Source organism: Guptibacillus hwajinpoensis, from assembly GCF_005144865.1.
In the GTDB taxonomy this organism is placed as follows: Bacteria; Bacillota; Bacilli; order Bacillales; family Guptibacillaceae; genus Guptibacillus; species Guptibacillus hwajinpoensis_A.
Genome location: NZ_SWFM01000001.1, coordinates 197,693 through 222,402, shown reverse-complemented (window position 1 = coordinate 222,402; position 24,710 = coordinate 197,693). Strand labels below are relative to the sequence as shown.

Annotated in this window: 22 protein-coding genes; 19 read left to right on the top strand and 3 right to left on the bottom strand. The window is 39.3% G+C overall.

Features of this window, described 5'->3' with window-relative positions; all coding sequences use genetic code 11:
• The first annotated feature begins 53 nt into the window (after window positions 1-53).
• The gene (locus FBF83_RS01065; RefSeq protein ID WP_136945310.1) at window positions 54-830 is read left to right on the top strand and encodes a class I SAM-dependent methyltransferase; all 777 of its coding nucleotides are present in this window, start codon (window positions 54-56) and stop codon (window positions 828-830) included.
• On the top strand, window positions 831-1,325 hold the full coding sequence (locus tag FBF83_RS01060) for a mismatch-specific DNA-glycosylase (RefSeq protein ID WP_136945309.1): 495 nt from the start codon (window positions 831-833) through the stop codon (window positions 1,323-1,325). It begins immediately after the preceding gene.
• Window positions 1,326-1,363: 38 nt separating this feature from the next.
• Here the strand turns inward: FBF83_RS01060 and FBF83_RS01055 are convergent, their stop codons facing one another.
• Together FBF83_RS01055 and FBF83_RS01050 are read right to left on the bottom strand one after the other, a co-directional pair.
• Window positions 1,364-3,247, bottom strand: coding sequence for a vWA domain-containing protein (locus FBF83_RS01055; protein WP_136945308.1), 1,884 nt, complete (start codon window positions 3,245-3,247; stop codon window positions 1,364-1,366).
• Window positions 3,248-4,153 carry an ATP-binding protein gene (locus FBF83_RS01050; protein WP_136945307.1) on the bottom strand — a complete coding sequence of 302 codons (906 nt, stop codon included), beginning with the start codon at window positions 4,151-4,153 and terminating at the stop codon, window positions 3,248-3,250.
• Between the two features lie 172 nt (window positions 4,154-4,325).
• Between FBF83_RS01050 and FBF83_RS01045 the strand changes: the two genes are divergently transcribed.
• The 3 genes from FBF83_RS01045 (at window position 4,326) to FBF83_RS01035 (ending at window position 7,048) form a co-directional block, all read left to right on the top strand.
• Window positions 4,326-4,667 carry a YojF family protein gene (locus FBF83_RS01045; protein WP_136945306.1) on the top strand — a complete coding sequence of 114 codons (342 nt, stop codon included), beginning with the start codon at window positions 4,326-4,328 and terminating at the stop codon, window positions 4,665-4,667.
• A 13-nt stretch (window positions 4,668-4,680) separates the two neighbouring features.
• Window positions 4,681-5,346, top strand: a complete 666-nt coding sequence (gene bshB2 / locus FBF83_RS01040; RefSeq protein ID WP_136945305.1) for a bacillithiol biosynthesis deacetylase BshB2 — start codon at window positions 4,681-4,683, stop codon at window positions 5,344-5,346.
• An 82-nt stretch (window positions 5,347-5,428) separates the two neighbouring features.
• Entirely contained in the window at window positions 5,429-7,048 is a 1,620-nt protein-coding gene (locus FBF83_RS01035) for an ABC-F family ATP-binding cassette domain-containing protein (protein WP_136945304.1), read from the top strand.
• A 32-nt stretch (window positions 7,049-7,080) separates the two neighbouring features.
• Here the strand turns inward: FBF83_RS01035 and FBF83_RS01030 are convergent, their stop codons facing one another.
• Complete coding sequence (locus FBF83_RS01030; protein WP_136945303.1) at window positions 7,081-8,436, bottom strand: MATE family efflux transporter; 1,356 nt, start codon at window positions 8,434-8,436, stop codon at window positions 7,081-7,083.
• A gap of 128 nt (window positions 8,437-8,564) precedes the next feature.
• Between FBF83_RS01030 and FBF83_RS01025 the strand changes: the two genes are divergently transcribed.
• The 14 genes from FBF83_RS01025 to FBF83_RS00960 all read left to right on the top strand — a co-directional run bounded on the left by FBF83_RS01025 (window position 8,565) and on the right by FBF83_RS00960 (window position 24,691).
• Complete coding sequence (locus tag FBF83_RS01025) at window positions 8,565-8,972, top strand: thiol-disulfide oxidoreductase DCC family protein (protein WP_240687947.1); 408 nt, start codon at window positions 8,565-8,567, stop codon at window positions 8,970-8,972.
• A gap of 374 nt (window positions 8,973-9,346) precedes the next feature.
• A complete protein-coding gene (locus FBF83_RS01020) occupies window positions 9,347-10,186 on the top strand; it encodes an alpha/beta fold hydrolase (RefSeq protein WP_136945301.1) in 840 nt (279 codons plus the stop codon).
• Window positions 10,186-11,421 carry a SpoIIE family protein phosphatase gene (locus FBF83_RS01015; RefSeq protein WP_136945300.1) on the top strand — a complete coding sequence of 412 codons (1,236 nt, stop codon included), beginning with the start codon at window positions 10,186-10,188 and terminating at the stop codon, window positions 11,419-11,421. Before FBF83_RS01020 ends, FBF83_RS01015 begins: the two co-directional genes overlap by 1 nt.
• A gap of 350 nt (window positions 11,422-11,771) precedes the next feature.
• Window positions 11,772-12,662, top strand: coding sequence for a nitrilase-related carbon-nitrogen hydrolase (locus tag FBF83_RS01010; protein ID WP_136945299.1), 891 nt, complete (start codon window positions 11,772-11,774; stop codon window positions 12,660-12,662).
• A gap of 58 nt (window positions 12,663-12,720) precedes the next feature.
• Window positions 12,721-14,082, top strand: a complete 1,362-nt coding sequence (locus FBF83_RS01005; protein WP_136945298.1) for an NAD(P)-dependent oxidoreductase — start codon at window positions 12,721-12,723, stop codon at window positions 14,080-14,082.
• Window positions 14,083-14,104: 22 nt separating this feature from the next.
• Window positions 14,105-15,385 (top strand): NAD-dependent dihydropyrimidine dehydrogenase subunit PreA, encoded by a 1,281-nt coding sequence (gene preA, locus FBF83_RS01000; protein WP_136945297.1) that lies wholly within the window; start codon window positions 14,105-14,107, stop codon window positions 15,383-15,385.
• Window positions 15,386-15,399: 14 nt separating this feature from the next.
• Entirely contained in the window at window positions 15,400-16,824 is a 1,425-nt protein-coding gene (gene hydA / locus FBF83_RS00995) for a dihydropyrimidinase (protein ID WP_136945296.1), read from the top strand.
• A gap of 16 nt (window positions 16,825-16,840) precedes the next feature.
• Window positions 16,841-18,322, top strand: a complete 1,482-nt coding sequence (locus tag FBF83_RS00990; RefSeq protein ID WP_136945295.1) for an NCS1 family transporter — start codon at window positions 16,841-16,843, stop codon at window positions 18,320-18,322.
• Window positions 18,323-18,327: 5 nt separating this feature from the next.
• A complete protein-coding gene (locus FBF83_RS00985) occupies window positions 18,328-18,558 on the top strand; it encodes a hypothetical protein (RefSeq protein ID WP_136945294.1) in 231 nt (76 codons plus the stop codon).
• A 15-nt stretch (window positions 18,559-18,573) separates the two neighbouring features.
• On the top strand, window positions 18,574-18,816 hold the full coding sequence (locus tag FBF83_RS00980; protein ID WP_136945293.1) for a hypothetical protein: 243 nt from the start codon (window positions 18,574-18,576) through the stop codon (window positions 18,814-18,816).
• A gap of 249 nt (window positions 18,817-19,065) precedes the next feature.
• Complete coding sequence (locus FBF83_RS00975) at window positions 19,066-20,667, top strand: PucR family transcriptional regulator (RefSeq protein WP_136945292.1); 1,602 nt, start codon at window positions 19,066-19,068, stop codon at window positions 20,665-20,667.
• Between the two features lie 110 nt (window positions 20,668-20,777).
• Complete coding sequence (locus FBF83_RS00970) at window positions 20,778-22,244, top strand: CoA-acylating methylmalonate-semialdehyde dehydrogenase (protein ID WP_136945291.1); 1,467 nt, start codon at window positions 20,778-20,780, stop codon at window positions 22,242-22,244.
• A gap of 16 nt (window positions 22,245-22,260) precedes the next feature.
• Window positions 22,261-23,598 (top strand): aspartate aminotransferase family protein, encoded by a 1,338-nt coding sequence (locus FBF83_RS00965; protein ID WP_136945290.1) that lies wholly within the window; start codon window positions 22,261-22,263, stop codon window positions 23,596-23,598.
• 109 nt (window positions 23,599-23,707) lie between these two features.
• Window positions 23,708-24,691 carry a quinone oxidoreductase family protein gene (locus tag FBF83_RS00960; RefSeq protein WP_136945289.1) on the top strand — a complete coding sequence of 328 codons (984 nt, stop codon included), beginning with the start codon at window positions 23,708-23,710 and terminating at the stop codon, window positions 24,689-24,691.
• The last annotated feature ends 19 nt before the right edge of the window (window positions 24,692-24,710 follow it).

Below are 24,710 nucleotides of genomic sequence, written 5' to 3'. Positions count from 1 at the left end.
GAGGACATCTCATCACATGGTATAATAGAGATACAAAAAGGAGTTATGAATAAATGATTTTTACAACAGCAGGAAGACCAACAGATGCTTTGATTCTTGAAGCTACAAGACTATCAATACAATACAATGGAACATACATACCAAGAAAAAAGCGATCTCTTCAACAATTTATCGACATATATCAGGCCCCTGTAGTGGTTACTGGATTTGACCGACTTTTTCTCTATACGAATAACGCTGAGGAACCCGTTTTCTTTCACCCGAACTCCGCGATGTTCCGTTGTAAATCTATTCTAAATAATTGTCCTGATGTTTTCATCAATGCAAGTGGCCTTAAAGAAGGGATGAGTTTACTAGATTGTACTGCGGGATTAGGTTCAGACAGTATCGTTGCAAGTCTTGTTACTGGTGAAAATGGTAGTGTGCATGCACTCGAAGGTTCTAAGCATGCAATTCTCCTTCAGGAAGGTCTTCAAACGTGGGAGAGCGGAAATAAGCATATTAATGCTGCTATGAGAAGGATATCTGTAAAGCATAATCGTTATGAGGATGTCTTGCCCAATTTAGCAGATCAGTCTGTTGATGTTGTGTATTTTGATCCCATGTTTGAGGACACCATTCTTGAGTCAACCGGAGTGAATGCGATTAAGCAGGTAGCCCTTTACGATGCACTAACAGATGAAATGATAAAAGAAGCGAGACGTGTGGCTAGGAAACGGGTAATACTGAAAGATTTTTGGAAAAGCACTCGTTTTGAACGACTTGGTTTTCAACAGTTAATAAGAAAAACAGCTAAATTTCACTACGGCATACTTGAAAGTAAGGAGTGAATAGAAATGTTACCAGACCATCTTGCTCATGAGCTGAAAATAGTGTTTATCGGCTTTAATCCTGGCCTTCAATCTGAGAAGGAAGGTCATCATTATGCTAATCCGACAAATCGTTTTTACACTGTTTTAAAAGAAGCGGGCCTTACTCACCGTAAACTTTTGCCAGAAGAAGATCACAAGCTGCTTGAATATGGATATGGGTTAACCAATATCGTTGATCGTCCTACAAGAGGGGCTGCCGACTTAACTGCTGAAGACTATGCAAAAGGGAGAGAGAGCCTCAAAAAAAAAATTGAAATGTATCGTCCGAGAATCAATTGTTTTGTTGGAAAAGGTGTTTACCAAAGATTCACAGGAATCAAAAAGGTTGATTGGGGATTTCAACCGACTAATCAAGTTGAAGGAGTGAGTGACTTTGTAGCACCATCAACAAGTGGCCTTGTCAGGATGAACCTTAAGGAGCTCACTCATATTTATAGCAAGTTAATAAAGTGAAAGAAACCGCGTAAGGTAGTGGACGCGGTTTCTAAATGTTATACAAATCGTAGCAATAATCGTTTCAGAAGTGGGGTTAAATAAGCTGGAATCTCGTTTGCAGATGGGATTACAATACTTTGTGTGCCATAAATATTTCGCATTGTATTTTTTTCTTTTTCCTGTGGTTCCCCGTTCGATAAGAACACACCAATCACTTCATAGCCTTTTTTCCTCGTTTGAATGACTGCTTCATGTGTGTCGACAATGCCGTTCTCACTATAATCGAATGCAGACGGTTCGCCATCAGTAAACACAATTAAAATCTTATGCTTCTCATTCCGTTCCGCAAGCTCCTCAGCGGCTTTACGAATCGCATAACCATCTCGATTGTCTTCTTCAGGCTCAAGTTGCATGATTTTAGCACCTTCGTTCGGTTGTGTTGAACGATTGTAATCGATAATTTGAAACAGTGTGTTCGGTTGTTCCTGATCATCTGCATCGAATGCATCTTCATAGAATCCTGTAATCGAGTGCTTAATATCGAGCCCTTTTAACGTTTCATGAAAAAGGGTAATACCTAGACGCGTCTCTACCATCTTGTCGTACATGGATGCAGAACAGTCAACGAGAAGTGAGAATGTCACATCAAGCTTAGCACTTGGGGCATTTTTTTTATAAAACAAACGAGGATTCTCATCTGTTAACAGCCTAAGAAGTTTCCGATTCAGTCGTCCAAAATGAAGGTCGCTTCTTGGAGCAATTTGTTTTTGCTCAATTGTCTTTTGAATTGCAGTACGAAGAGACTTCTCAGCATATTGAACCTCAGCTTTTGCGGTACGATACGCCTCTTGATCTTGACCAGAAGGCTTTTCTGCTTTTCGAATGACTTCTTTCACATTGCGATTCGCTTCACCAAGAGGATCTTGAGCGGAGGCAACAGCTTTTGTATCACGGCTTTCTAGAAGAGCCTCTTCATCGAATTGACTGCCTTCTGATTGCTTGGAAGCTCCCTGCACACTAACGAATGCCTGATCACCAGACTCTTCTTTTCGTTCCCCTTCACCAATAAGGTCAGATTTTGCCCCTTCTTCTAAGTCAAATTGAAGGAAGTTAGACCCTTCTTGTTCCTGTTCTTCATGCCAGGTGTTCATTTCTTCATCATATGTTTCTTTATCTTCATTATCAGTTGTTTCCATCGTATCATCACTTTTTAACTCTCGTGCCTGCTCGTCTTCAACGACTGTTGAAGGAGTGGAAGCAGTTCCGTACATTGTTAAATATTCAGTCGTCATGTCTGCATGTTCTGTACTTAGTTCATCACAAAACGCATTGGTTAGAACAGCAACATCTTTAGTCGACTTTGCCTTTCTGATTTCGGCAATCAAATGACGAAGATAAGGTTTGTAGGTAGCTAGGCTCTCTCCAAGAGCAACCGGCTTTCCAATCGCTTGAAGATAAATGGCACAGAATAGCGAATCGATGATCTGATTTTGTCGATTATGTACTTCTAACCGACCTCGAAACCGTTTTTGAAAAAGAGAGCGTCTTGTTTCAAAAGCATCGCTCATACCAGGTCTCTTTATGATACATAGCGATTCAATTCGTATGTCTTCTACGAGGGCAAAAAGTTGCTTCCTAAATGATGGGTACGTTTTGGTACGTAGAGATGAAAGATAGTGATCGACGGCAATAAAGTCAGTGAAGTGGACATTACCAAGCGCACGTAAATAAATATCACTTTTCATTCCATCGAACTGTCTTCCGTCAAATATATCATTCCAGTAATGGCTAACTGTAATTAAATTCTCAGCCGGTCTGTAATAGGAGTGAAAGGCAAATTGAACTTCGCTTTCGCTGTTACTTAATGTTTCAGCGAGATCAGATAAGCTCAAGTGTAGAAAAGGATCAGTCTGATTCTCCGCAAAGTTAAGAAATTTCATTTAACCTTTCTCCTGAATGCGACCAAAAATGGTTTCTGCAATGTTTTCTACAGCTGCTTTTTCACGCTCTTCTTCAAGTTTATCTGTAATTGCGCGCTTTATTGCACGTCTTGCTTCCATAAATGTCGAAAGGTCACATGCATCAAGTAGAGAACGAGGTGATGCAGCTTCTTCTGAAATCTGACCGTCTCTTACCTTTGATTGAAGATCCATTGATAAGGTTACGAATTGATCAAGTTTATCTGAATCGTTAAGTAATGACTGTTCGCTCAACATTTCCTTTAGTGCAGAGCCCTGCAGGTATGGAACTTCAATAACAATAAAGCGGTTTTTAAGTGCCTCGTTCAATGGAGCTGTACCAATATAACCCTCATTGATGGCTGCAATGACGCCAAAGTTTTCTTTAGCACGGACTGTTTCTCCTGTAAAAGGATTTAGAACCATGCGTCGATAATCAAGTACACCATTTAGGATAGGTAGTGTTTCAGCCTTCGCTGTATTGATTTCATCAATATAAAGAAGCTCTCCATTTTTCATCGCATTTTCGACTGGCCCTGGGATAAATGTAATATGCGCATTATTTTGGTCATCATATGTGAGAGTCTTATAGCCGAGAAGTGCTTCAGCGTCTAAATCCACTGAGCAGTTAATCGAATACATAGGTTGATTAAAGAAATAGCTAATAAGTTCAGCAAGCTTAGTTTTACCTGCACCAGTTGGACCTTTCAAAAGGACATTCTTTCCTAGAATTAATGCTGTAACGGCATCTTTAACAATCGACATATTAGGTGCTGTATAGCCTTCTGAGCCAATTAAATAATGGTCAGGATTGTCATTGGCATCGCGCCGATCTTCAATTCTGTTCTGTATTTCTGATGGAATATCAAATGTTTCGTATAGTTGCATAAGTAAGACCTCCGAGTATCAATTATTCGCTTCTGTTCAACAGTTAACTATAACGGAAAAAAACAATGCTTGTCTAATGAGGAGGTACAGTAACATCAATCATTTTACCCGACTCGATAGATAGGCTATACTAGTTTTAGCTAGCTGGCCTAAGAAAGAAGGGGGCAATACGATGAAGCCTATTCAAATAGAAGATGTTCAAAACATTCTTGAAACGTTTGAAAACAAAGATCTGTATTTCCATCTTGAAACAACAAGTGGGGCATATGCAGCTCAAAATAAAGAGAAGCTTGCGGTAGGAGCATACATAAGAAATGGTTCACTTCGATTTACGAATGTGAAAATAGCTGGATCAGGACCATTCCGTGTTGGATTTAAACTACAGGAAGGCTGGATGTATGCAGAAGGGTTAACGGATTATCAATTAGATGATGGTCGTTTGCTTATGGCTGGTCATGATAAGAGTGGACGTCTGGCGGTTGCGGTTCAATTAAGTTATACGCCATTTGATTAAGGAGGAATACGTGATGGAGAAACAAGTCCTAGTAGTCTTCCCACATCCGGATGATGAAGCATTTGGAACGGCCGGGTTGATGACGAAATTTGTAAATGATGGCGTGCCAGTTACGTACGCATGTGCAACACTTGGAGAAATGGGGCGCAATATGGGTAATCCATTTTTCGCAACGCGAGAAACGCTACCTGAAGTGAGAAAGAAAGAATTGAAAGATGCCTGTCAGGCGATGGGCGTTAATGATCTTCGCATGCTTGGCTTTCGAGATAAAACGCTTGAATTTGAAGACCCTGAACTTCTTGTATCGACGATAAATAAACTAGTGGATGAATTAAACCCTTCACTTGTTATCACATTCTATCCAGGTTATGGTATTCATCCGGATCACGATGCTTGTGGAGCAGCGGTGGTGGAAGCAATAAAAAGGTTGCCAGCTGATGATCGACCTACTTTGTACACTCTTCCAATTACACCTGACCGTGAAGCTGTTCTAGGTAAACCTGATAAAGTATTCGATGTGACGGACGTATTGGATACCAAAATTAAAACAATTGAGGCCCATCGCTCACAAACAGAAGCCATGGTTGCTCGACTTGAAGATGGCTCTCTAGATCCGAATTCTGATATTATGACGTTCATCAAGCAAGAATCATTCTGGATCTATCCTTTTGATGAATAAGTTCTGAGGCGTTCATATCTATTCGGCTCTATCCATGTTATAATCTTGACTATATTACAATAGATGGAGGAATACGACCTAAATGATTACAGTTACAGATGTCGGCTTACGATATGGTGATCGTAAGCTTTTTGAAGATGTTAATATTAAATTTACTCCGGGAAATTGTTATGGACTAATTGGCGCAAACGGTGCTGGTAAGTCAACGTTTCTCAAAATATTATCTGGTGAAATTGAGCCGCAAACAGGCGATGTTCACATGGGACCTGGTGAACGCCTAGCGGTTCTAAAGCAGAACCACTTTGAATATGAAGATTTTGAAGTTCTTAACACCGTTATTATGGGACATACACGCCTTTATGAAGTGATGCAGGAAAAGAATGCAATTTATATGAAAGAAGACTTTTCTGATGAAGATGGCATGAAAGCTGCTGAACTTGAAGGCGAATTTGCTGACCTAAACGGTTGGGAAGCTGAGTCTGATGCTGCAGTATTGCTTAAAGGACTAGGCATTACTGAAGAACTTCATTATAAAAAGCTTTCAGATTTAACTGGTTCAGAGAAAGTAAAGGTACTTCTTGCTCAGGCATTGTTCGGTTCACCGGATATCCTTCTACTTGATGAGCCTACAAACAACCTTGATTTAAATGCAATTCAGTGGCTTGAAGAGTTTCTGATTAACTTTGAAAACACTGTTATTGTCGTATCCCATGACCGTCACTTTTTAAATAAAGTATGTACACACATGGCAGATCTCGACTATGGCAAAATTCAGGTATATGTAGGAAACTATGACTTTTGGTATGAATCGAGCCAGCTTGCTCGTACAATGAAAGAGGATGCGAACAAGAAAAAGGAAGAGAAGGTTAAAGAACTTCAAGCGTTTATTCAGCGATTTAGTGCGAACGCATCGAAGTCAAAGCAAGCAACATCACGTAAAAAGCTTCTTGATAAAATTACGCTTGATGACATTAAGCCATCTTCAAGAAAATATCCGTATGTTGCCTTTACTCCAAATCGTGAAATCGGAAATGATGTACTCCGCGTTGAAGGTTTAACAAAAACAATCGACGGTGTGAAAGTACTTGATAATGTTAGCTTTATGCTGAATAAAGATGACAAAGTAGCATTAGTAGGTAAAGATGAGATTGCGAATACGACCCTAATCAAAATTCTAATGGGTGAAATGGAAGCTGATAGTGGAACGTATAAATGGGGCATTACAACGTCTCAAGCGTACTTCCCTAAAGATAACTCCGAGTATTTTGAAGGGGTAGATACCAATCTTGTGAATTGGCTTCGTCAATATTCACCTGAAGATCAAAGTGAAAGCTTCCTTCGAGGTTTCCTTGGAAGAATGCTATTCTCTGGTGAAGAAGTACTGAAGAAAGCGAGTGTACTTTCCGGAGGGGAAAAAGTTCGCTGTATGCTATCTAAAATGATGTTAAGCGGTGCGAACGTGCTTGTTCTTGATGATCCAACAAACCACCTGGATCTTGAATCAATCACAGCATTGAACAATGGACTAACGAACTTTAAAGGTGCCATGATCTTTACTTCTCATGACCATCAGTTCATTCAAACGATCGCTAACAGAGTAATTGAAATTACACCTAAAGGGATCATTGATAAAGAAGCAACGTACGATGAATATCTTGAAAATACTGAGCTACAAGCGAAAGCCGAGGCAATGTATAAGTAATACTAAAAAGCGGGTCCCAATGGGATCCGCTTTTAGTTGTTTACTAACACATATGTTCTTTGAACATAACGCAGCCTTATAAAGAGGGTAACAGCAGCAACAAACAACCCGGTACTAAGCCCTACCCAGTATCCATATGGTCCAAATACTGTATACTTAGCAAGCAAAAAACCTGAAGGAAGTCCAATAATCCAATAAGAGATCAAACTCATAACAAGTGTTACATTAACGTCTTTGTAGCCTCGAAGGGCTCCTTGAATTGGAGCAGCGATTGCATCGGATAGTTGGAAGAAGATTGCATAAATGAGAAAGACTTTAATTAAATCAAACACGGTTTGATTACTCGTATACCAGCTAGCAACAGCATCATTAAAAATGAATAAGCAAAGTGCTGAGAGTAATGCCATTCCCACTGCAACTACAATTCCTAAATAGCTGTATTGCTTTGCATCGTGAAATCTTCCGCCACCAACCTCAAAACCTACTGCAATCGTTAAGGCCATCGAAATACTGAGAGGAATCATGTATAGAAGAGATGCGAAATTAATAGCTGCTTGGTGAGCTGCGATGGTTTCAGTTGTGTACATACTCATCAAAAGCGTAACTGCTGCAAATATACTCACTTCAAAGAAGATCGAGAAGCCAATAGGAACGCCAATTTTAAGTTGTTCTTTCCAATCGGAAAGTGAAATAGCATGTAACTTTTTGAAGATCGCGTAGGATCGGAACGGACGGACTTTTAGAACGACCAATAATGAAATAAATAAGATAAACCAGTAGGTGATTGCGGAAGCATATCCAGCCCCAACACCTCCTAGTTCAGGAAATCCGAATTTACCGAATATCAAAACATAGTTGAAGAAAACGTTAATTGGAAGTGAAGTTAATGTAATAAGCATTGTTGTTCTTGTTTCTCCAAGTGCATCGATAAAGCTTCTGAGAACCGAGTAGATAAAGAGTGGAATGATTCCGTAAGACAGACCAATTAAATACTCTTTCGCAATCCTTCTGACGCTATCATTTAAATCCATGAGTTGTAGGACTGGATTAAGTATAAGACTTCCTGCAACTAAAATTAATATTGATAGAACAACTGAAAGGTAGATGCCCTGTAGTACAGAAAATGAGACTCGGTCTTGTTGTTTTGCCCCAATATATTGTGAAACAATCGGCGTAATGGCGAGCAAAATACCACTTAGTCCTGTAAAGACTGGGACCCAGAGACTTGATCCTATTGCTACACCAGCAAGATCGTTTGCACCAGCTCGACCACTCATAATGGTATCAACGAAATTCATGGAATAAAGTCCAACTTGTGTGATAAGTATGGGATATAAAATGATAAATAGTAGTTTTATCTTTTCTCGTACAGATTGAGTAGGGTACATGAATAAACATCCTTGCTACTTAGTTTACTGAACAGGGAAATTATAGCATATTCACTCGAACAAGTAGTGTGTATATGCTATACTTACATTGTGAAGTATTGAACATGATTGACAATGAGGTGACTAGTGTGAAAAAAAATCAATCGACAAATGTAATTTTATTTGATGGTGTATGCAATCTCTGTAATGGTCTAGTGAAGTTTATGTTTAAGTATGATAAAAAAGCTATATTTTCATTTGCATCATTGCAGTCAGAAGTAGCTGATAAGTTGCTACGAGAAGCTAGAATAATAGAAGCTCCAGATAGTGTTATTGTAATTCGTGATGGGGAAGCTTTAGTTAAGTCAGAAGCAGCTCTTTATATTGTGAAGCGTCTTGGAGGAATTTTTAACCTGTTGCTTATCTTTCATATTATTCCACGCGGAGTAAGAGACAAATTGTATGATGTAATTGCAAGAAGGCGCTACAAATGGTTTGGCAAGCAGGAGGCATGTATGATTCCTACTCCTGAACAGCGGAGCAGATTTTATAGGTAAACATGGCTTGCCTTTATAGGTGAGCTTTTTGAAGTAAATACATATAGCGAAGTTAAAACCGTAGTTAAGAGATATAGTATATTATTAATTTTAAGAAGGGAAAAGTCTTAGCCAAATGGAATAACTTACTATATCGAAAAGTTTTGGCCTAAAACTAATGTTAATTTTCTATATCTTTTGAATAGTTAGATATTTTAACCTACATTCCTATAATCGTACATGTTAAAATAAGATAACTCATACTTAGCCCTTGATACTAGTGTATTTGTACCAAGTGTTTGATCACTCCCAATTAAACAATAGTAGTTATTTTCGGTGTCTCGTACAATTTTCTATATTGAAAGATTAAAACATAGTGAGAGGAGCTTATAATAATGGATAAGAGCATCCTGTTACGAAATAATGTTAACGTGAAAGGCTATGGCCAAACGCCACTAATCTTTGCTCCAGGTCTTGGTTGTGACCAAAACGTTTGGAATGCAGTAGCAAAGACGTTTGAAAAAGACTATCAAGTCATTTTATTCGATTATGTAGGTTCTGGTCATTCCGACATAGGTTCTTATGACGAAGTTCGGTACAGTTCGTTAAAAGGATACGCTCAAGATGTGATTGATGTATGTACTAGTCTTGGCCTTGAGAATGCCGTCTTTGTTGGTCACTCTGTAGGGAGCACAATAGGTATGTTTGCATCAATGGATCATCCTGAATTATTTTCAGATCTTATCATGGTCGGACCTTCTCCTTGCTATATGAACGTGCCTCCTAACTACTTTGGTGGATTTGAGAGAGAAGAAATTCTTGGTTTGATAGATATAATGGAGAAGAACTATATTGGTTGGGCAAACATGTTTGCTTCCACAGCAATGGGAAATGCAGAACGGCCAGAACTTGCTCAGGACCTCGAAGATCGCTTTTGCTCGACAGATCCTATTATCGCGCTTCAGTTTGCAAAAGCTACTTTTTTTGCTGATACTAGGGGTGATCTTCACAAAGTAACTGTTCCATCCCTTATTTTGCAGTGTACAGAAGACATTATTGCTCCAGTTGCTGTAGGGGAATATCTTCATAAACATCTTCCTTCCAGTACGTTTAAGCAAATGAATGCAACAGGGCATTGCCCACATATGAGTTTCCCGGAAGAGACAGCGCAGTTAATTCGAGAGTATTTGAATGAATCGATAGAAAGGACAATTCAAATCGGTGATCTCCGATAATGGAAGACATATTAAACCATGCACCTTGTGGATTTCTAACTTTATCAGAACAAGGAAATATTCTTGCTATTAACCAAACGTTGCTTAACATACTTGGATACGAGTTGGACGAAGTAATTGGAAAGAATATAAATGATATACTTTCGGTTCCAGCTCGTATTTTCTATCAGCTTTACTTTATACCGTTAATAAAAGCAGATAAACCTGTGGAGGAAATGTATATCTCTTTACAATCTGAAAAAGGCGAAGAAATTCCTGTCCTGATTAATGCAAACCAAAGAAAAGACAGTCATTTAATTGATTGCGTTCTTGTAAAAATGAACAAACGAAACGAATATGAGAACGAACTACTTATTGCAAAGAAAAAAGCAGAGAGTGCCTTATCTGCTAAAAGAAAAGCAAATAAGGAGCTTGAGATCGCTCTTCATAAACTAGAAATGAAACAGAAAGAATTAATAGAATTGAACAAAGAGAATGATAAATACAAGTCAGAAACCCAGATGGAACTGCATCTCGCAAAAAATATTCAAGAAACCTCGTTAACAGAACCAATTGTTTCTGAGCGGTTGCAAATTGAAGCATATTACAAAGCATCCAGTGAATTATCAGGGGACATGTATGGTTTTTATACTATTAACCCAAATCAATACGGCATTATTATACTAGATGTCATGGGTCACGGAATTTCTTCAGCATTGATTACAATGTCGCTACAATCCCTTTTTCAACGATTAATATTAAAAGGGATGAGAGCAGATGTTATTTTTAAAGAATTAGACAACCATCTGAATAGGTTATTTCGAAAGAATGAGGAAACCTGGCATTATTGTACAGCTATCTATCTATTCATTGATACTGAAAGAAAAACAATAGAATACATAAATGCCGGACATCCCCCTGGGTTATGGCAAAATAACAAAGGGGAGCAGTATGAACTCACTTCTACAAGCCCTCCGATAGGTTCATTTACTGATCTTACTTTTAAACGAAAAACGTTATCCTACACTAAAGGTGGTAGGCTACTTTTGTATACGGATGGTGTCGTTGATCCATATGATGCTCATCTTCTTACATCATTGTTAAAAAACAATTCTGGAGTTCCACTTACTAAATTTAAAAACAAACTTCTCAAGCTTATTAAAGAAGAAGAAAATGGCTTCCATAAGAATGATGATCAGTGTTTTATTCTAATTGATTTAAAAGGGGGAGTAGACACAGAATCGGTAACGCTGTAAGTATGCACAAAGTTTCTACGAGCATCTTAATGAAAGGCAATTAGATTTGTTTGGAAGAATATTAATAAAGGAAATTGCAGATTTTTTCTTTAAGCTTTTTCGTTCACAAAAAAGCAAGTACTCTTCGTCGAGTGCTTGCTTTTCAATTTGTACTTTTCTAAGTTCTATTAAAAGAGGTATGTATAAAAAATCAACTATTACATTTATTGAAAGTTCACAACAACGACATTATGATTAATTTTCTTTAAAACAATTTTACATTTTGTATAGTGCAGGACTTATAACAATCTTCTACACTTTTATTAGAAAGAAAATTCAGTAAATTAAGAGCGGTAGAGGAGGATTTACATATGGCGGATTCAGTTACGATCGGTTTGATTCAAGCAAGAAATGATGTGGAGGGAAATGAGTCAGTTGAAGTTCATAAGGAGAAAGCGATTGAGAAACATATAAAACTTGTTCAGGAGGCAAGTGATAAAGGGGCAAAGATTGTTTGTCTTCAAGAAATTTTCTATGGTCCTTATTTCTGTGCTGAGCAAAATAAGAAGTGGTATGACGCAGCGGAGGAAATTCCGGAAGGACCTACGACAGTACGGTTTCAAGCACTTGCCCGTGAACTTGGTATAGTCATTATCCTACCAATTTATGAGCGAGAAGGTATTTCAACTTATTACAACACAGCAGCTGTAATTGATGCGGATGGTTCTTATCTTGGTAAATACAGAAAACAGCATATTCCACACGTAGCAGTAGGAGATAACGGTCATGGATTTTGGGAGAAGTATTATTTTAAACCAGGGAACCTAGGATATCCTGTTTTTGATACTGCTTTTGCAAAAATTGGTGTGTATATCTGTTACGATCGGCATTTCCCAGAAGGAGCAAGGCTTCTAGGTTTGAATGGAGCTGAAATTGTGTTTAATCCTTCTGCTACAGTAGCTGGATTGTCTGAGTATTTGTGGAAACTAGAGCAACCTGCGCATGCTGTTGCAAATGGTTATTATCTTGGTGCAATAAATCGAGTTGGTACAGAAAGTCCATGGAATATGGGGGAGTTTTACGGACAGTCTTATCTTGTCGATCCTAGAGGGAATTTTGTTGCAACAGGTTCACGTGATCAGGATGAGGTAATCATCGGGGAAGTGAACAAAAAATTAATACGAGAAGTAAGAGATACGTGGCAGTTCTATCGTGATCGACGTCCTGAAACATACGGTGAAATGACTTCATTATTACCGTAAATAACAAAAAGCAGGTGATGCACACCTGCTTTTTATATTAAAAATAGGGGGGACATATATGAGTTCGCTAGAATCATCTGTTCAGAAAGAGCTACAGAAGAATTTTACAGAAGTCATCCCATCTCTTACAAATCAAGAAGCTTTTCAAGAATCACAACGATGTCTGTATTGTTATGACGCGCCATGTATTAAAGCGTGTCCAACAGGAATTGACATCCCAACTTTTATTAAAAAAATTGCGTCAGGAAATATGAAAGGTTCAGCAAAAACAATTATGACTGCAAACCCTGTAGGGGCTAGCTGTTCGAGGGTTTGTCCTACTGAAGAATTATGTGAAGGAGCATGCGTTTTAAACCATTCAAAGAAACCAATTTTAATTGGAAATCTTCAGCGTTATGCAACAGATTGGGCAATAAAGAACGATCAGGTCTTATTTAAACAAGGTCAGCCAAATGGAAAGAAGGTAGCAATAGTAGGTGGAGGACCAGCGGGTTTATCTGCAGCTCGTGAACTTGCTCTTCTAGGGTACGACGTTACGATTTATGAAGCAGAATCACAGGCTGGTGGACTTGATACATATGGAATTGTGTCATTCCGCTTGCCGAAGTCCGTCTCACTTTGGGAGGTGGAACAGGTTGAGAATCTTGGTGTGAAGATCAAAACAGGCGTTAAAGTTGGTGAAGACATCCAATTTGATGAAATATTTTCAACGAATGATCGCGTAATCCTGGCTATCGGAATGGCAAGCGTGCCGGATTTAAACATTCCTGGAGAACAATCAAATGGCGTCTATGATGCAATTGAACTTGTGAAAATGACGAAAGCAGCTCCTTTCCCAACTGAATTAAAAGACAAGAAAGTTGTGGTCATTGGTGCTGGGAATACAGCAATTGATGGTGCCACATGTTCTGTTCGTCTTGGAGCTGAAAATGTGAAAATTCTCTACCGTCGAAGCGAACAGGAAATGACCGCATATGATTTTGAATATGAGTTTGCGAAGCAAGATGGAGTAGAGTTCAGGTGGTTAACACAGCCAGTTGAAATACTGAAGAATGAAGATGGAAAGGTAAAAGGAATTAAGTGTATCAGAATGAGGTTATTAAAAGCAGATCAGGGTGAAAGACGAAGAACAGAACCAGTCCCTGATTCAGAATTCATAATTGAATGTGATGCAGTAGTTAAAGCAATAGGACAAAAAAGACATCTACCATTTATAGAAGAACTGGACCTTGCTCATAAAGATGGGGTCATTCTGATCAATAATGAAACGATGGAAACGTCGAATCCGAAAGTATACGCCTGTGGAGACGTTATTTTTGGTAAAGGACAGGGTGAAGCAATGGTTGTGTCTGCTGCTCAACAAGGGAAAACAGCGGCGTATCATATGCATGAAAGTTTAAAAGAAACGTATTCAGCATAACGAGAAGGAAAGGGGAATGACGATGGCAGATCTGAGAACCAATCTTGCGGGCATCACATCACCAAATCCGTTTTGGCTCGCATCAGCACCACCTACAAATTCAGGGTATCAGGTGCAACGTGCATTTGAAGCAGGCTGGGGTGGAGCTGTTTGGAAGACGCTTGGTGATCCCATTTTAAACGTGTCATCTAGATACGCAGCAGTTCACTTTAACGGTCAACGAGTCGCAGGCTTTAATAACATTGAACTCATTACAGATCGGCCACTAGAGTTGAATTTAAAAGAAATTTACGAAACAAAAAAACGATTTCCTAATCATGCTGTTGTAGCATCTCTAATGGTAGAACCCAACCAAAACGCATGGCATGAAATCGTAAAGAAGGCGGAAGCAGCAGGCGTTGATGGGCTTGAACTGAACTTCGGTTGTCCGCACGGTATGGCAGAAAGGGGGATGGGATCTGCTTCAGGTCAGGTACCTGACCTCGTTGAGAAACAAACAAATTGGGCGAAAGAAGCGGCTGAGACACCAGTGATTGTTAAGCTTACCCCAAACATTACGGATATTACCTCTACAGCAGAAGCAGCAGTACGGGGCGGAGCTGATGCTGTCAGTATGATAAATACGATTAATAGCCTTGCAGGCGTTGATATTGATACGTGGTTACCAATTCCACGTGTTGGAGGCAAAGGCGCACATGGAGGCTACTGTGGACCTGCTGTTAAGCCGATTGCGCTTAACATGGTAAGTGAATGTGCTAGGAATAGCAGAATCAATGTTCCGATTTCAGGTATGGGCGGGGTATCTAATTGGCAGAACGCAATCGAGTTTATGCTGATGGGTGCAAGTAATGTTCAAATTTGTACAGCTGCCATGCACCATGGTTTTAGGATTGTAGAAGACCTTATAGATGGTCTATCGACTTACCTTGATGACCGCGGAATTCTTTCAGTACAGGATATTATCGGAAAATCAGTCCCTACATTTTCGGACTGGGGTAACCTTGATTTAAATTATAAAGTTGTTGCTCGAATTAACAATGACGTTTGTATTAATTGCAATAAATGTCATATCGCTTGTGAAGATACATCCCACCAATGCATTGATATGTTAAATGATCCTTCTGGCAATCCAATTCTTCAAGTACGGGAAGAAGATTGTGTTGGGTGTAATTTATGTTCCATTGTATGTCCAGTCGATGGCGCTATCGATATGATTGAACTTAATCATGAACATCCCGCTATGACATGGAATGAAAGGCAAACTCTCATCGGTTCATTGAAAGATAAGAAAGTATCCAAATAAGTAGGAGGATTTAAATGAAGAAAATGATTCGAAATGGAACGATCGTTACGGCAAGTGAAACGTATCAAGCGGATATCCTGGTTGCTAATGGAAAGATTTTATCAATTGGTAAGCAGCTGATAGAAAAAGATGCTGAAGAGATTGATGCAACCGGACGCTATGTATTTCCCGGAGGAATTGATCCTCATACACATCTAGAAATGCCATTTGGAGGAACTGTTTCAAAAGATGACTTTGAGACTGGAACAATTGCGGCAGCTTTTGGTGGGACGACATCCGTGATTGACTTTTGTTTAACAGAGAAAGGCAAACCACTCTCTCAAGCGATTAAAACATGGCATGATAAATCAAAAGATAAATCGGTTATAGACTATAGCTTTCACTTAATGATTAGTGAAATTAACGATCGTGTTCTAGAGCAGCTTCCAGAAGTGATCGATCAAGAAGGGATTACATCCTTTAAAGTGTTTATGGCCTACAAAAATGTTTTCCAGGCAGACGATGAAACGCTGTATCGAACGCTTCTTGCGGCTAAGGAGCTTGGTGCGCTCGTAATGGTGCACGCAGAGAATGGAGACGTCATTGAATACTTAACGAAAGATGCCCTAGCGAAAGGTCAGACAGAGCCCATCTATCACGCATTAACTCGACCACCTGAAGTAGAAGGAGAAGCTACAGGTAGAGCAGCGCAGCTTACAGGTCTTGCATCATCACAACTGTACGTTGTACATGTTAGCTGTAAGGAAGCTGCAGATAAGATAGCAGAAGCAAGAAGCAAAGGTTACGATATCCACGGTGAAACGTGCCCTCAATACCTTGTACTCGACCAAACTTATCTTGAAAAGCCGGATTTTGAAGGAGCGAAGTATGTTTGGAGTCCGCCTCTCCGAGAAAAATGGAATCAAGATGCTCTCTGGAATGCTTTACGGACCGGACAGCTTGAAACAATAGGCTCTGATCAATGTTCATTTGATTTTGTAGGACAAAAAGACCTTGGCAGGGACGATTTCACAAAAATTCCTAATGGCGGTCCTATGATTGAAGATCGGTTTAGCATTCTATTTTCAGAAGGCGTCCTCAAAGGAAGAATTTCGCTAAATCAATTTGTAGATATCACATCAACGAAGGCTGCTAAACTATTTGGGTTGTTTCCAAGAAAAGGGACTATCTCCGTAGGTGCTGATGCAGATTTAGTTATTTTTAATCCGAACGTCAAACGTACGATATCTGCAGAAACCCATCATATGGCTGTAGACTACAATGCATTTGAAGGAATGGAAGTAACAGGTGAGGCTGAGTCTGTTTTTGTTCGAGGTGAATTTGTTATTAAGAATAAGCAATTCGTGGGAACACCAGGCTCAGGAAAGTATATGAAACGAGCGAAGTACGGGAAAATGCTCAACGTAACAGACAAGGCAGATCCAGTAAGAAGTGAATGAAAAAGGAGATAGCTCAATGAAAAAAGAGGAAAGCTATTTAAAATCTCCAGATCTTCTACCTATTGCTCATAGTGAAAAGAAAATTGGCGCAACTGGATTCGCAATGATGTGGGTTGGAATGGCGGTCGTGCTTGCTGCCTTTGCAATTGGTGGTGCAGGTGTACAGGCACTTTCTCTTACATGGGTTGTTGTTGCTACAATTATAGGATCATTAGCAATTGGATTATTTATCACCATTATTGGAGATATAGGCATTGAACATGGGCTATCTTTTCCTGTCTATATGAGAGCGCCATTCGGAACAATCGGAACCCATATTCCATCTGTCGTAAGAGGTCTTGCAGCATCATTTTGGTTCGGTATTAATACGTATTTTGGCGCTACAGCGATGAATGCAATCCTTAACGTTCTGTTTGGTTTTAATAACTGGTTTGTATGTTTTCTCATCTTCGCGACAGTCCAGCTCGTGAATACATCGCTAGGTATTAAAGCAGTAGAACGATTCGCAGACCTCGCTGCACCCGTTATTATTATTATATCTGTTTGGATGTACGCCTCTCTCTCAGATCAGGCTCTTTCTCAAGGAAGAGAAGTTTGGGGCTGGATTGAAAGCCCTGTAACTGGTGGTGCAGCAGTAACTGCGTTTCTTGTTGTAATCTTCAGTAATATGGGATTTTGGGCAACTATTTCAGCAGATATCCCTTCTATTTCACGTTTTATTAAGGCGCCGAAGTTTGAGAGAAACTGGGTAAAGCGAAACAAAGGAACCTTGATAGGAAGCATGGTTGCATTACCTTTAACGCAAACTTTTATGGTTATAATCGGTGGCGTTTCTTATATTGCTGTTTCAAACTATGATCCAGTTGTAGCTTTACAAGAAGCGGCATCAGGATTAGTACTAGGGATTCTACTCCTTATGATCGTGCTTGCTCAATGGTCGACGAATGTATCGGCTAACCTGGTTCCCGCCGCTACGATCTTCTCGAACGTAGGCGGTCCTAAAGTACCTTTCTGGGCTGGAGTATTTATTGCTGGAATTATAGGTTCAGTTGTTCAACCATGGAATCTGTTTAGTATTCTCATTCCGATTCTGCTTATAGTAGGAGGCATTCTTTCAGCTATTGTGGGCATTCTTTTCTGCGATTATTACGTGCTTAGAAAACGCAGAGTTAATGTACCCGAACTGTATGAAAAGACTGGTCAATACCGCTATGCGAAAGGAATCAATGTAGCAGGGTTTATCGCATGGATCATTGGTGGAACGGCAGCATATTATCTTTCTACTTATTCATTTCTAGTAGGATTTGTTGTAGGGGCTGCTGCTTATTATGTTCTAGCGAAATATTGGTGGTTCAAAAAATATGTCCAGGCTGAAATATCAGATCCAAGTGATGACAAGTATTTAGGCATTACTGTTGGGCGAGATTGGGTAATAACCAGTGGAAGTGAATCAGAATCAGTAAAAGAAGTTGGGAGTGCACTTGAGGATAGGAGGTAATTGGAATGAGAGAACATCAACATTATTTAATTGAACGTGAAAAAATTGATTATTTCATTGATAGAGGTTACCGTATTCATGGTATTACAGAGAATTTAAGTGGTGCATTTATTGAATTTAAATTAAAGGATAGTAAGACTGAAGAAGAATCAACCGAAACCCTTCATATTCAAACACCAGATGGGAGAAAATACTTCTCAGCACTACTTTTAAAGCAGATCCAAACAGTTTCTTAGAGAGGGAGGATGTTCATGGAATACAATCTGTATTCAAAAGATAGTGCGTATCCATGTGAGGTTACCATCGATGAAGAAAATGGCCGCTATATGATTCGAAAAGCGGATACAAGTGGAGAAATATTTAATTCCGCAGCAGAATTAACAACATGGATTCGTTCGAACTGGAAAGAAACAGACTTCCGCAGCAAAAAACAATATTATTACTTAATGGAGCTTCTAGAAGAGTATGAATGGGAAATGGAAACCGGGCAGTAGCTCGGTTTTTTTTTATAATATAATAAAATTTCATTTACCGTATTAATTGCAAAAAATATAGCTAAACAGGGCTAATTATGTCACATAAAAGAGAATGAGTAGAAAAGAAAAGCTTGATGTAGTAAAGTAATTTAAAAACATATAAGCGCTTTTATAGTGATTAACGGAAGATTTTGTACCCTACTCGACCTCAAAAAGGCTAGTTCATGATTAAATTATTGTACTTAATATTACAAAAGAGGGTGTGGTATGATGCTACGAATGACCAGTTTAACGGTTCATGAGGTGTTAGAAAGAGAACATTTTAGTCATGCTACTGTGATAGCTGGGCAAGGCGGGTTATCTAGGAAGATTAAATGGGTTCATGTTATGGAAGTAACGAGTGTTAAGCAATTACTACATGGGCAGGAATTAATTTTATCAACAGGCTTTGTTTGGAAAGATAACGTAAAAGTATTTCTATCGATTGTTAAACAACTTATTCAAAGCAAAGCGGCTGGTCTTTGCATTGAAATTGGTACATATATGGACAACATTCCCTCTGAAATTATTGACCTTGCAAATCAACAGCAATTTCCCATCATCGTTTTTACGAAAGAAGTTCGTTTCGTGGATATCACCCAGGATCTTCATTCCCTCTTAATTGCACATCATTATCAAATGATTTCTGACCTTGAAAAGTTCTCTCAAGAACTCAATAATCTACTATTAGCACCTGGCTGCCTTTATAAAATCCTATCTTATCTCGCTAAAAAGACTGGGATGCAGGTTATATACAAACCGAAGGAAACTGAACCGATTTTTGCACCCGAAGCAACGGAAGAGAAGAAAGAAACATTTCTACATTTCCTAACATTTCAACCAGACGGAAAAGGACTTGTTATTCAACACGTCAGAGCTATGGACTATCATTTTGCGAACTTAATACTTGTTCCAGACCAACATACATCTGTTTCTGACTATGACATGCTTCTCCTTGATAGAAGTGCAACAGCAATTGCTCAGTTTCTATTAAGAGAATTGTATATTGAGGAGAAGAAACGAGCACTTGAAACAGAGTGGCTTTATGACTGGCTTGAAGGAAAGCATACTGAAGAAAGAATCCTTTCATACCTCGTTGACTTTGATGAATCTCTCATACCAAGAGGACTCCTAGTATGCACCTGCAAGTTTACAAGGCAGCTTGATTCATATACGACATCTCAGATCACATACTTTATGCTTTTAATGCGATCTGTTTTTGAACAGGAAGGTTTCTTCCTATTATCGTTAACAACAAAGAATAAACTCATTATTATCGTTCTAAACAGACGGGATGAGATAAACGTTATGGATCGTTTAAGAGAGGCTTTTAAGCGGTTTGTGACTAGCGATATACTCCAAAAGGAAACTGTACCAGACGTTGAACAAATAAGCGTAGGCAAACATGTTCGACTCTTAAAAGACATGCACAAAAGCTATGAATCTTCTACAGAAACACTTGCAATGAACGATAAGTTGCTAACTCAGTCCTCCAAAGTCATTTACCACGCAGATTTTCACATTTACCGAATGATTTATCAATTAGCTAAAGGTAAAGAACTAAATGAATTCATGCATGATTATTTAGAGCCTGTTTTGCAGTATGACGAGAAGAATAATAGTAACCTTTTAAACACACTCAGAGTTTATATGTGCTGTAACGGATCCAAAAAGGAAACAGCAGAACAGCTTTTCGTTGTAAGACAAACGCTTTACCATCGTTTAGAAAAACTTGAAGAGCTTCTGGGTATTGATTTCATGAGCTCTCCCAAGCGTCAAGCTATAGAATTCGCAATACATGCATATGATTATTTGAAAAGAAACGTCTAATTGTGCACCATGTACAGTGGCTTCTTAATCCATGTTACGTTTTGTCTAATGAACGATTGCCATTCAATCACCTACAATAGTGATATGAACGAACTAAGGGAGGTCGTGTAATGGCAGTCGTTAAAAAGGAAACAGCTGTGTTAAAAAACTTTGTGAATGGTGAATGGGTAAGTTCAAGAAGTAATGAATCACTTGAGGTACAGAACCCTGCTACAGAGGAAAATCTGGCTTATGTGCCGTTATCATCTAAAGAAGATGTTTCTCTTGCTGTGAGTGCTGCTGAGAAAGCTTTTCAGACGTGGAGTAAAGTCCCTGTTCCAAAACGCGCGAGAATATTGTTTGCGTATCATTCTTTGCTTGTTAAGCATCATGACGAACTCGCCGAGCTAGTTGTAAAAGAAAACGGAAAAAGCTATAAAGAAGCTCACGGTGAAGTACTTAGAGGAATTGAATGCGTTGAATTTGCAACAGGTGCCCCATCATTAATGATGGGGGACAATTTGTCTACTATTGCGGAAACAATTGATTCTGAAATGTATCGCTATCCTGTAGGTGTAGTAGGAGGAATTACGCCGTTTAACTTTCCAATGATGGTTCCACACTGGATGTTCCCGCTCGCTATTGCATGTGGAAATACTTTCGTTCTAAAGCCATCTGAACGTACCCCTATTCTTGCTAACCGGATGGCGGATTTGCTAACTGAAGCAGGTTTACCAAATGGTGTGTTTAACATTGTTCATGGTGCTCATGATGTGGTAAACGGACTTCTTGAACACGAAGACGTGAAAGCCATTTCGTTCGTAGGTTCCCAGCCCGTGGCGAAATACGTATATGAACAGGCTGCATTTAGAGGGAAAAGAGTGCAGGCACTTTCTGGAGCAAAGAATCATCATATCGTTATGCCAGATGCAAACGTAGAGAAAGCCGTGCAACAGGTTATTAGTTCTACCTTTGGTAGTGCAGGTCAGCGCTGTATGGCTTGTAGTGCTGTAGTCATTATTGGATCAAGTGAGAAGTTTGTTTCTGCATTAAAAGAAAAGGCTGATGAACTGAAACTTGGTAACGGATTGGATGATGAGGTGCTATTAACCCCTGTTATTCGTAAGTCACATAGGGAAAAAGTGCTTGGGTACATCGAGAAAGGCTTAGAGGAAGGTGCATCCTTAATTCGAGATGGACGTATAGATATGGAGACTCATGAAAAAGGTAACTTTCTAGGGGCAACTATTTTTGATGACGTGACACCTGATATGACAATTGCGAAAGAAGAAATATTTGCACCAGTATTGAGTTTATTGCATGCTGAGACGCTTGATGAAGCTTTAGGTATTCTTAGAAAATCAAAATATGGCAATGGAGCTACAATTTATACAAAAGATGCAGGTGCGATACGAAAATTCCGTGAAGAAGCGGATGCTGGAATGCTAGGTGTTAATGTTGGTGTCCCAGCCCCTATGGCATTCTTCCCATTCTCAGGTTGGAAAGATTCATTCTATGGTGATCTTCATGCTAATGGTAAAGACGGTGTGAATTTCTATACGCGTAGGAAAATGATCACAACCCGCTTTGATTATTAATGAGGGAGTGAAAGATATGCATACAGCTCACGAGAACCTTGCTGGTAAAGACGAGAAGTATGTCTGGCATGCTATGCGTCCATTCGATCCAAAGTCTACAATGGTTATTGAGAAGGCGAAGGGTGCATGGCTAACTGACCATAACGGGAATAAGTTTCTAGATGCGATGGCTGGACTATGGTGTGTCAATGTAGGTTATGGACGTAAAGAACTAGCTGAAGCAGCATACGAGCAACTTAAAACACTCTCTTACTACCCTTTAACACACACACATGCTCCTGCTATCAAGCTTGCGGAAAAGTTAAACGAAATGCTCGGCGGTGGATACGTTATTTTTTTCTCAAACAGTGGATCAGAAGCGAATGAAACTGCTTTTAAAATTGCTAGACAATACCACGAACAGAATGGTAATGTGCATCGAAATAAAATTGTTTCTCGATATCGTGCATACCATGGTAATACGATGGGATCCCTTGCTGCAACTGGCCAGGCACAGCGCAAATATAAATACGAACCACTAGGACAGGGATTCTTACATGTGCAGCCACCTGATACGTATCGTGATGTCCCTAACATGGATGATCACCTTCCATCTGTTAAAGCGGTTGATGATATGATGACATGGGAACTAAGTGAAACAGTAGCTGCAATGATTATGGAGCCAATCATTACAGGTGGCGGGATTATAATGCCACAACAAGGTTATATGAAAGCTGTCAAAGAAGTGTGTGAAAAACATGGTGCCCTCCTTATTTGTGATGAAGTAATCTGTGGATTTGGAAGAACAGGTAAGTCGTTTGGATTTATGAATTATGATGTGAAGCCTGATATTGTCACTATGGCGAAAGGGTTGACGAGCGGATATTTGCCATTATCAGCAACTGCTGTGAAAGAAGAAGTGTATGAAGCTTTTAAAGGAAAACAACAATATGATCATTTCCGTCATATCAATACGTTTGGAGGTAATCCAGCGTCATGTGCACTAGCATTAAAAAATTTAGAAATTATGGAAACAGAACAGCTCTTCAATCGTTCAAAAGAGTTAGGTGAGAAGCTAAAGAACGAGTTGCAGAATCGTCTTTCAAAACACCCCAATGTCGGCGATGTACGAGGAAAAGGATTATTGGTAGGGATTGAACTTGTTGAAGATCGCTCAACTAAAAAACCACTAGGTGTTTCTGAATTGAATAAAGTGATTGGCTATTGTAGATCACAGGGCGTTATTATAGGTAAAAACGGTGATACTGTCGCAGGATACAATAATGTCCTTACTATGGCCCCACCGCTATCAATTCAGGAGAAAGATCTTGATTTATTAATACAAACAGTTGTCGAAGGATTATTACAGTTATAAAGTGCGCCTATGAGCGCACTTTTTTGATTGAATAGTTTGACAAATTGTATTATAGTATAATTAGTACAATACATACTGACTGGTTAGTTTATAAAAAGGAGGAACAAATATGAGAGCGGTTCAATTAACAGAGTTTGGTGGTCCAGAGGTTTTGAAAGTAATTGAGATGGATGTTCCTAAACCTGAGGGGCATGACGTATTAATTGAGATTAAGGCGATTGGGGTTAACTATGCAGATACAGCTAGAAGAGAGGGGCAATATGTTGTAGACACACCTCTTCCATATGTACCAGGATCGGAAGTTGCTGGCGTTGTTAAGGCAGTTGGGGATAAGGTTACATCAGTTAAACCTGGGTCAACAGTTGTAACATTGCTTGGGACGAAGAATGCAACTGGCTATGCTGAATTTACGCTTGCAGATGAGCGAGGGTTAATTCCAATTCCAGAAGGCATGGATCTTCATCATGCAGTAGCTTTACCTCTCCAAGGACTAAGCGCTTACCACACTTTGAAAACAATGGGACGGTTTGAAAATGGTGAAACTGTTTTAATACATGCAGCAGCTGGTGGCCTTGGGACAATTGCTGTTCAACTTGCCAGGCTGTGGGGAGCAAAGACGATTATGGGAACAGCAAGTACTGAGGAAAAACGTAAGCTTGCTTCTGATATAGGAGTAGATGTAACAGTAGATTATACAAAGGAAGGGTGGGAGCAGGAAGTATTAGCTGCAACTGATGGAAATGGGGTTGATGTCATTCTTGAAATGGCTGGAGGAGATATTTTTCGCAAGTCGTTAAAGTGTCTTGCTCCATTTGGAAGACTCGTAATTTACGGAGTTGCTAGTGGAGAACAAAGTCGCTTTTATCCATCTTCATTAATGGAGAAAAATCAATCTGTTGTTGGATTCTTTCTTCCACAAATAATGAGAAAACCTTCTCTCTATCAAAAGAGTCTCGAAGAACTTTTGAATTATATGAAGAGTGGAGAGTTGAAGTTAACGATAGGTGGGGTGTATGACCTAGAAAAAGCAGCCGATGTTCATAGGATGCTACAGGGAAGAGAAACGAAAGGGAAGCTTATTTTAACACCTTGATCTTTGGAAGGCGACCATA

Bases quoted from the DNA above. Each gene is read 5' to 3' on its own strand.
- FBF83_RS00965 (WP_136945290.1), top strand. From the start codon at position 22,261: ATGCATACAGCTCACGAGAACCTTGCTGGTAAAGACGAGAAGTATGTC.
- FBF83_RS01030 (WP_136945303.1), bottom strand. From the start codon at position 8,436: ATGTACCCTACTCAATCTGTACGAGAAAAGATAAAACTACTATTTATC.
- FBF83_RS00990 (WP_136945295.1), top strand. From the start codon at position 16,841: ATGAAAAAAGAGGAAAGCTATTTAAAATCTCCAGATCTTCTACCTATT.
- FBF83_RS01035 (WP_136945304.1), top strand. From the start codon at position 5,429: ATGATTACAGTTACAGATGTCGGCTTACGATATGGTGATCGTAAGCTT.
- FBF83_RS01015 (WP_136945300.1), top strand. From the start codon at position 10,186: ATGGAAGACATATTAAACCATGCACCTTGTGGATTTCTAACTTTATCA.
- FBF83_RS00985 (WP_136945294.1), top strand. From the start codon at position 18,328: ATGAGAGAACATCAACATTATTTAATTGAACGTGAAAAAATTGATTAT.
- FBF83_RS01010 (WP_136945299.1), top strand. From the start codon at position 11,772: ATGGCGGATTCAGTTACGATCGGTTTGATTCAAGCAAGAAATGATGTG.
- FBF83_RS00970 (WP_136945291.1), top strand. From the start codon at position 20,778: ATGGCAGTCGTTAAAAAGGAAACAGCTGTGTTAAAAAACTTTGTGAAT.
- FBF83_RS01050 (WP_136945307.1), bottom strand. From the start codon at position 4,153: ATGCAACTATACGAAACATTTGATATTCCATCAGAAATACAGAACAGA.
- bshB2 (WP_136945305.1), top strand. From the start codon at position 4,681: ATGGAGAAACAAGTCCTAGTAGTCTTCCCACATCCGGATGATGAAGCA.
- hydA (WP_136945296.1), top strand. From the start codon at position 15,400: ATGAAGAAAATGATTCGAAATGGAACGATCGTTACGGCAAGTGAAACG.
- FBF83_RS00960 (WP_136945289.1), top strand. From the start codon at position 23,708: ATGAGAGCGGTTCAATTAACAGAGTTTGGTGGTCCAGAGGTTTTGAAA.
- FBF83_RS00975 (WP_136945292.1), top strand. From the start codon at position 19,066: ATGATGCTACGAATGACCAGTTTAACGGTTCATGAGGTGTTAGAAAGA.
- FBF83_RS00980 (WP_136945293.1), top strand. From the start codon at position 18,574: ATGGAATACAATCTGTATTCAAAAGATAGTGCGTATCCATGTGAGGTT.
- FBF83_RS01005 (WP_136945298.1), top strand. From the start codon at position 12,721: ATGAGTTCGCTAGAATCATCTGTTCAGAAAGAGCTACAGAAGAATTTT.
- FBF83_RS01065 (WP_136945310.1), top strand. From the start codon at position 54: ATGATTTTTACAACAGCAGGAAGACCAACAGATGCTTTGATTCTTGAA.
- FBF83_RS01045 (WP_136945306.1), top strand. From the start codon at position 4,326: ATGAAGCCTATTCAAATAGAAGATGTTCAAAACATTCTTGAAACGTTT.
- FBF83_RS01020 (WP_136945301.1), top strand. From the start codon at position 9,347: ATGGATAAGAGCATCCTGTTACGAAATAATGTTAACGTGAAAGGCTAT.
- preA (WP_136945297.1), top strand. From the start codon at position 14,105: ATGGCAGATCTGAGAACCAATCTTGCGGGCATCACATCACCAAATCCG.
- FBF83_RS01055 (WP_136945308.1), bottom strand. From the start codon at position 3,247: ATGAAATTTCTTAACTTTGCGGAGAATCAGACTGATCCTTTTCTACAC.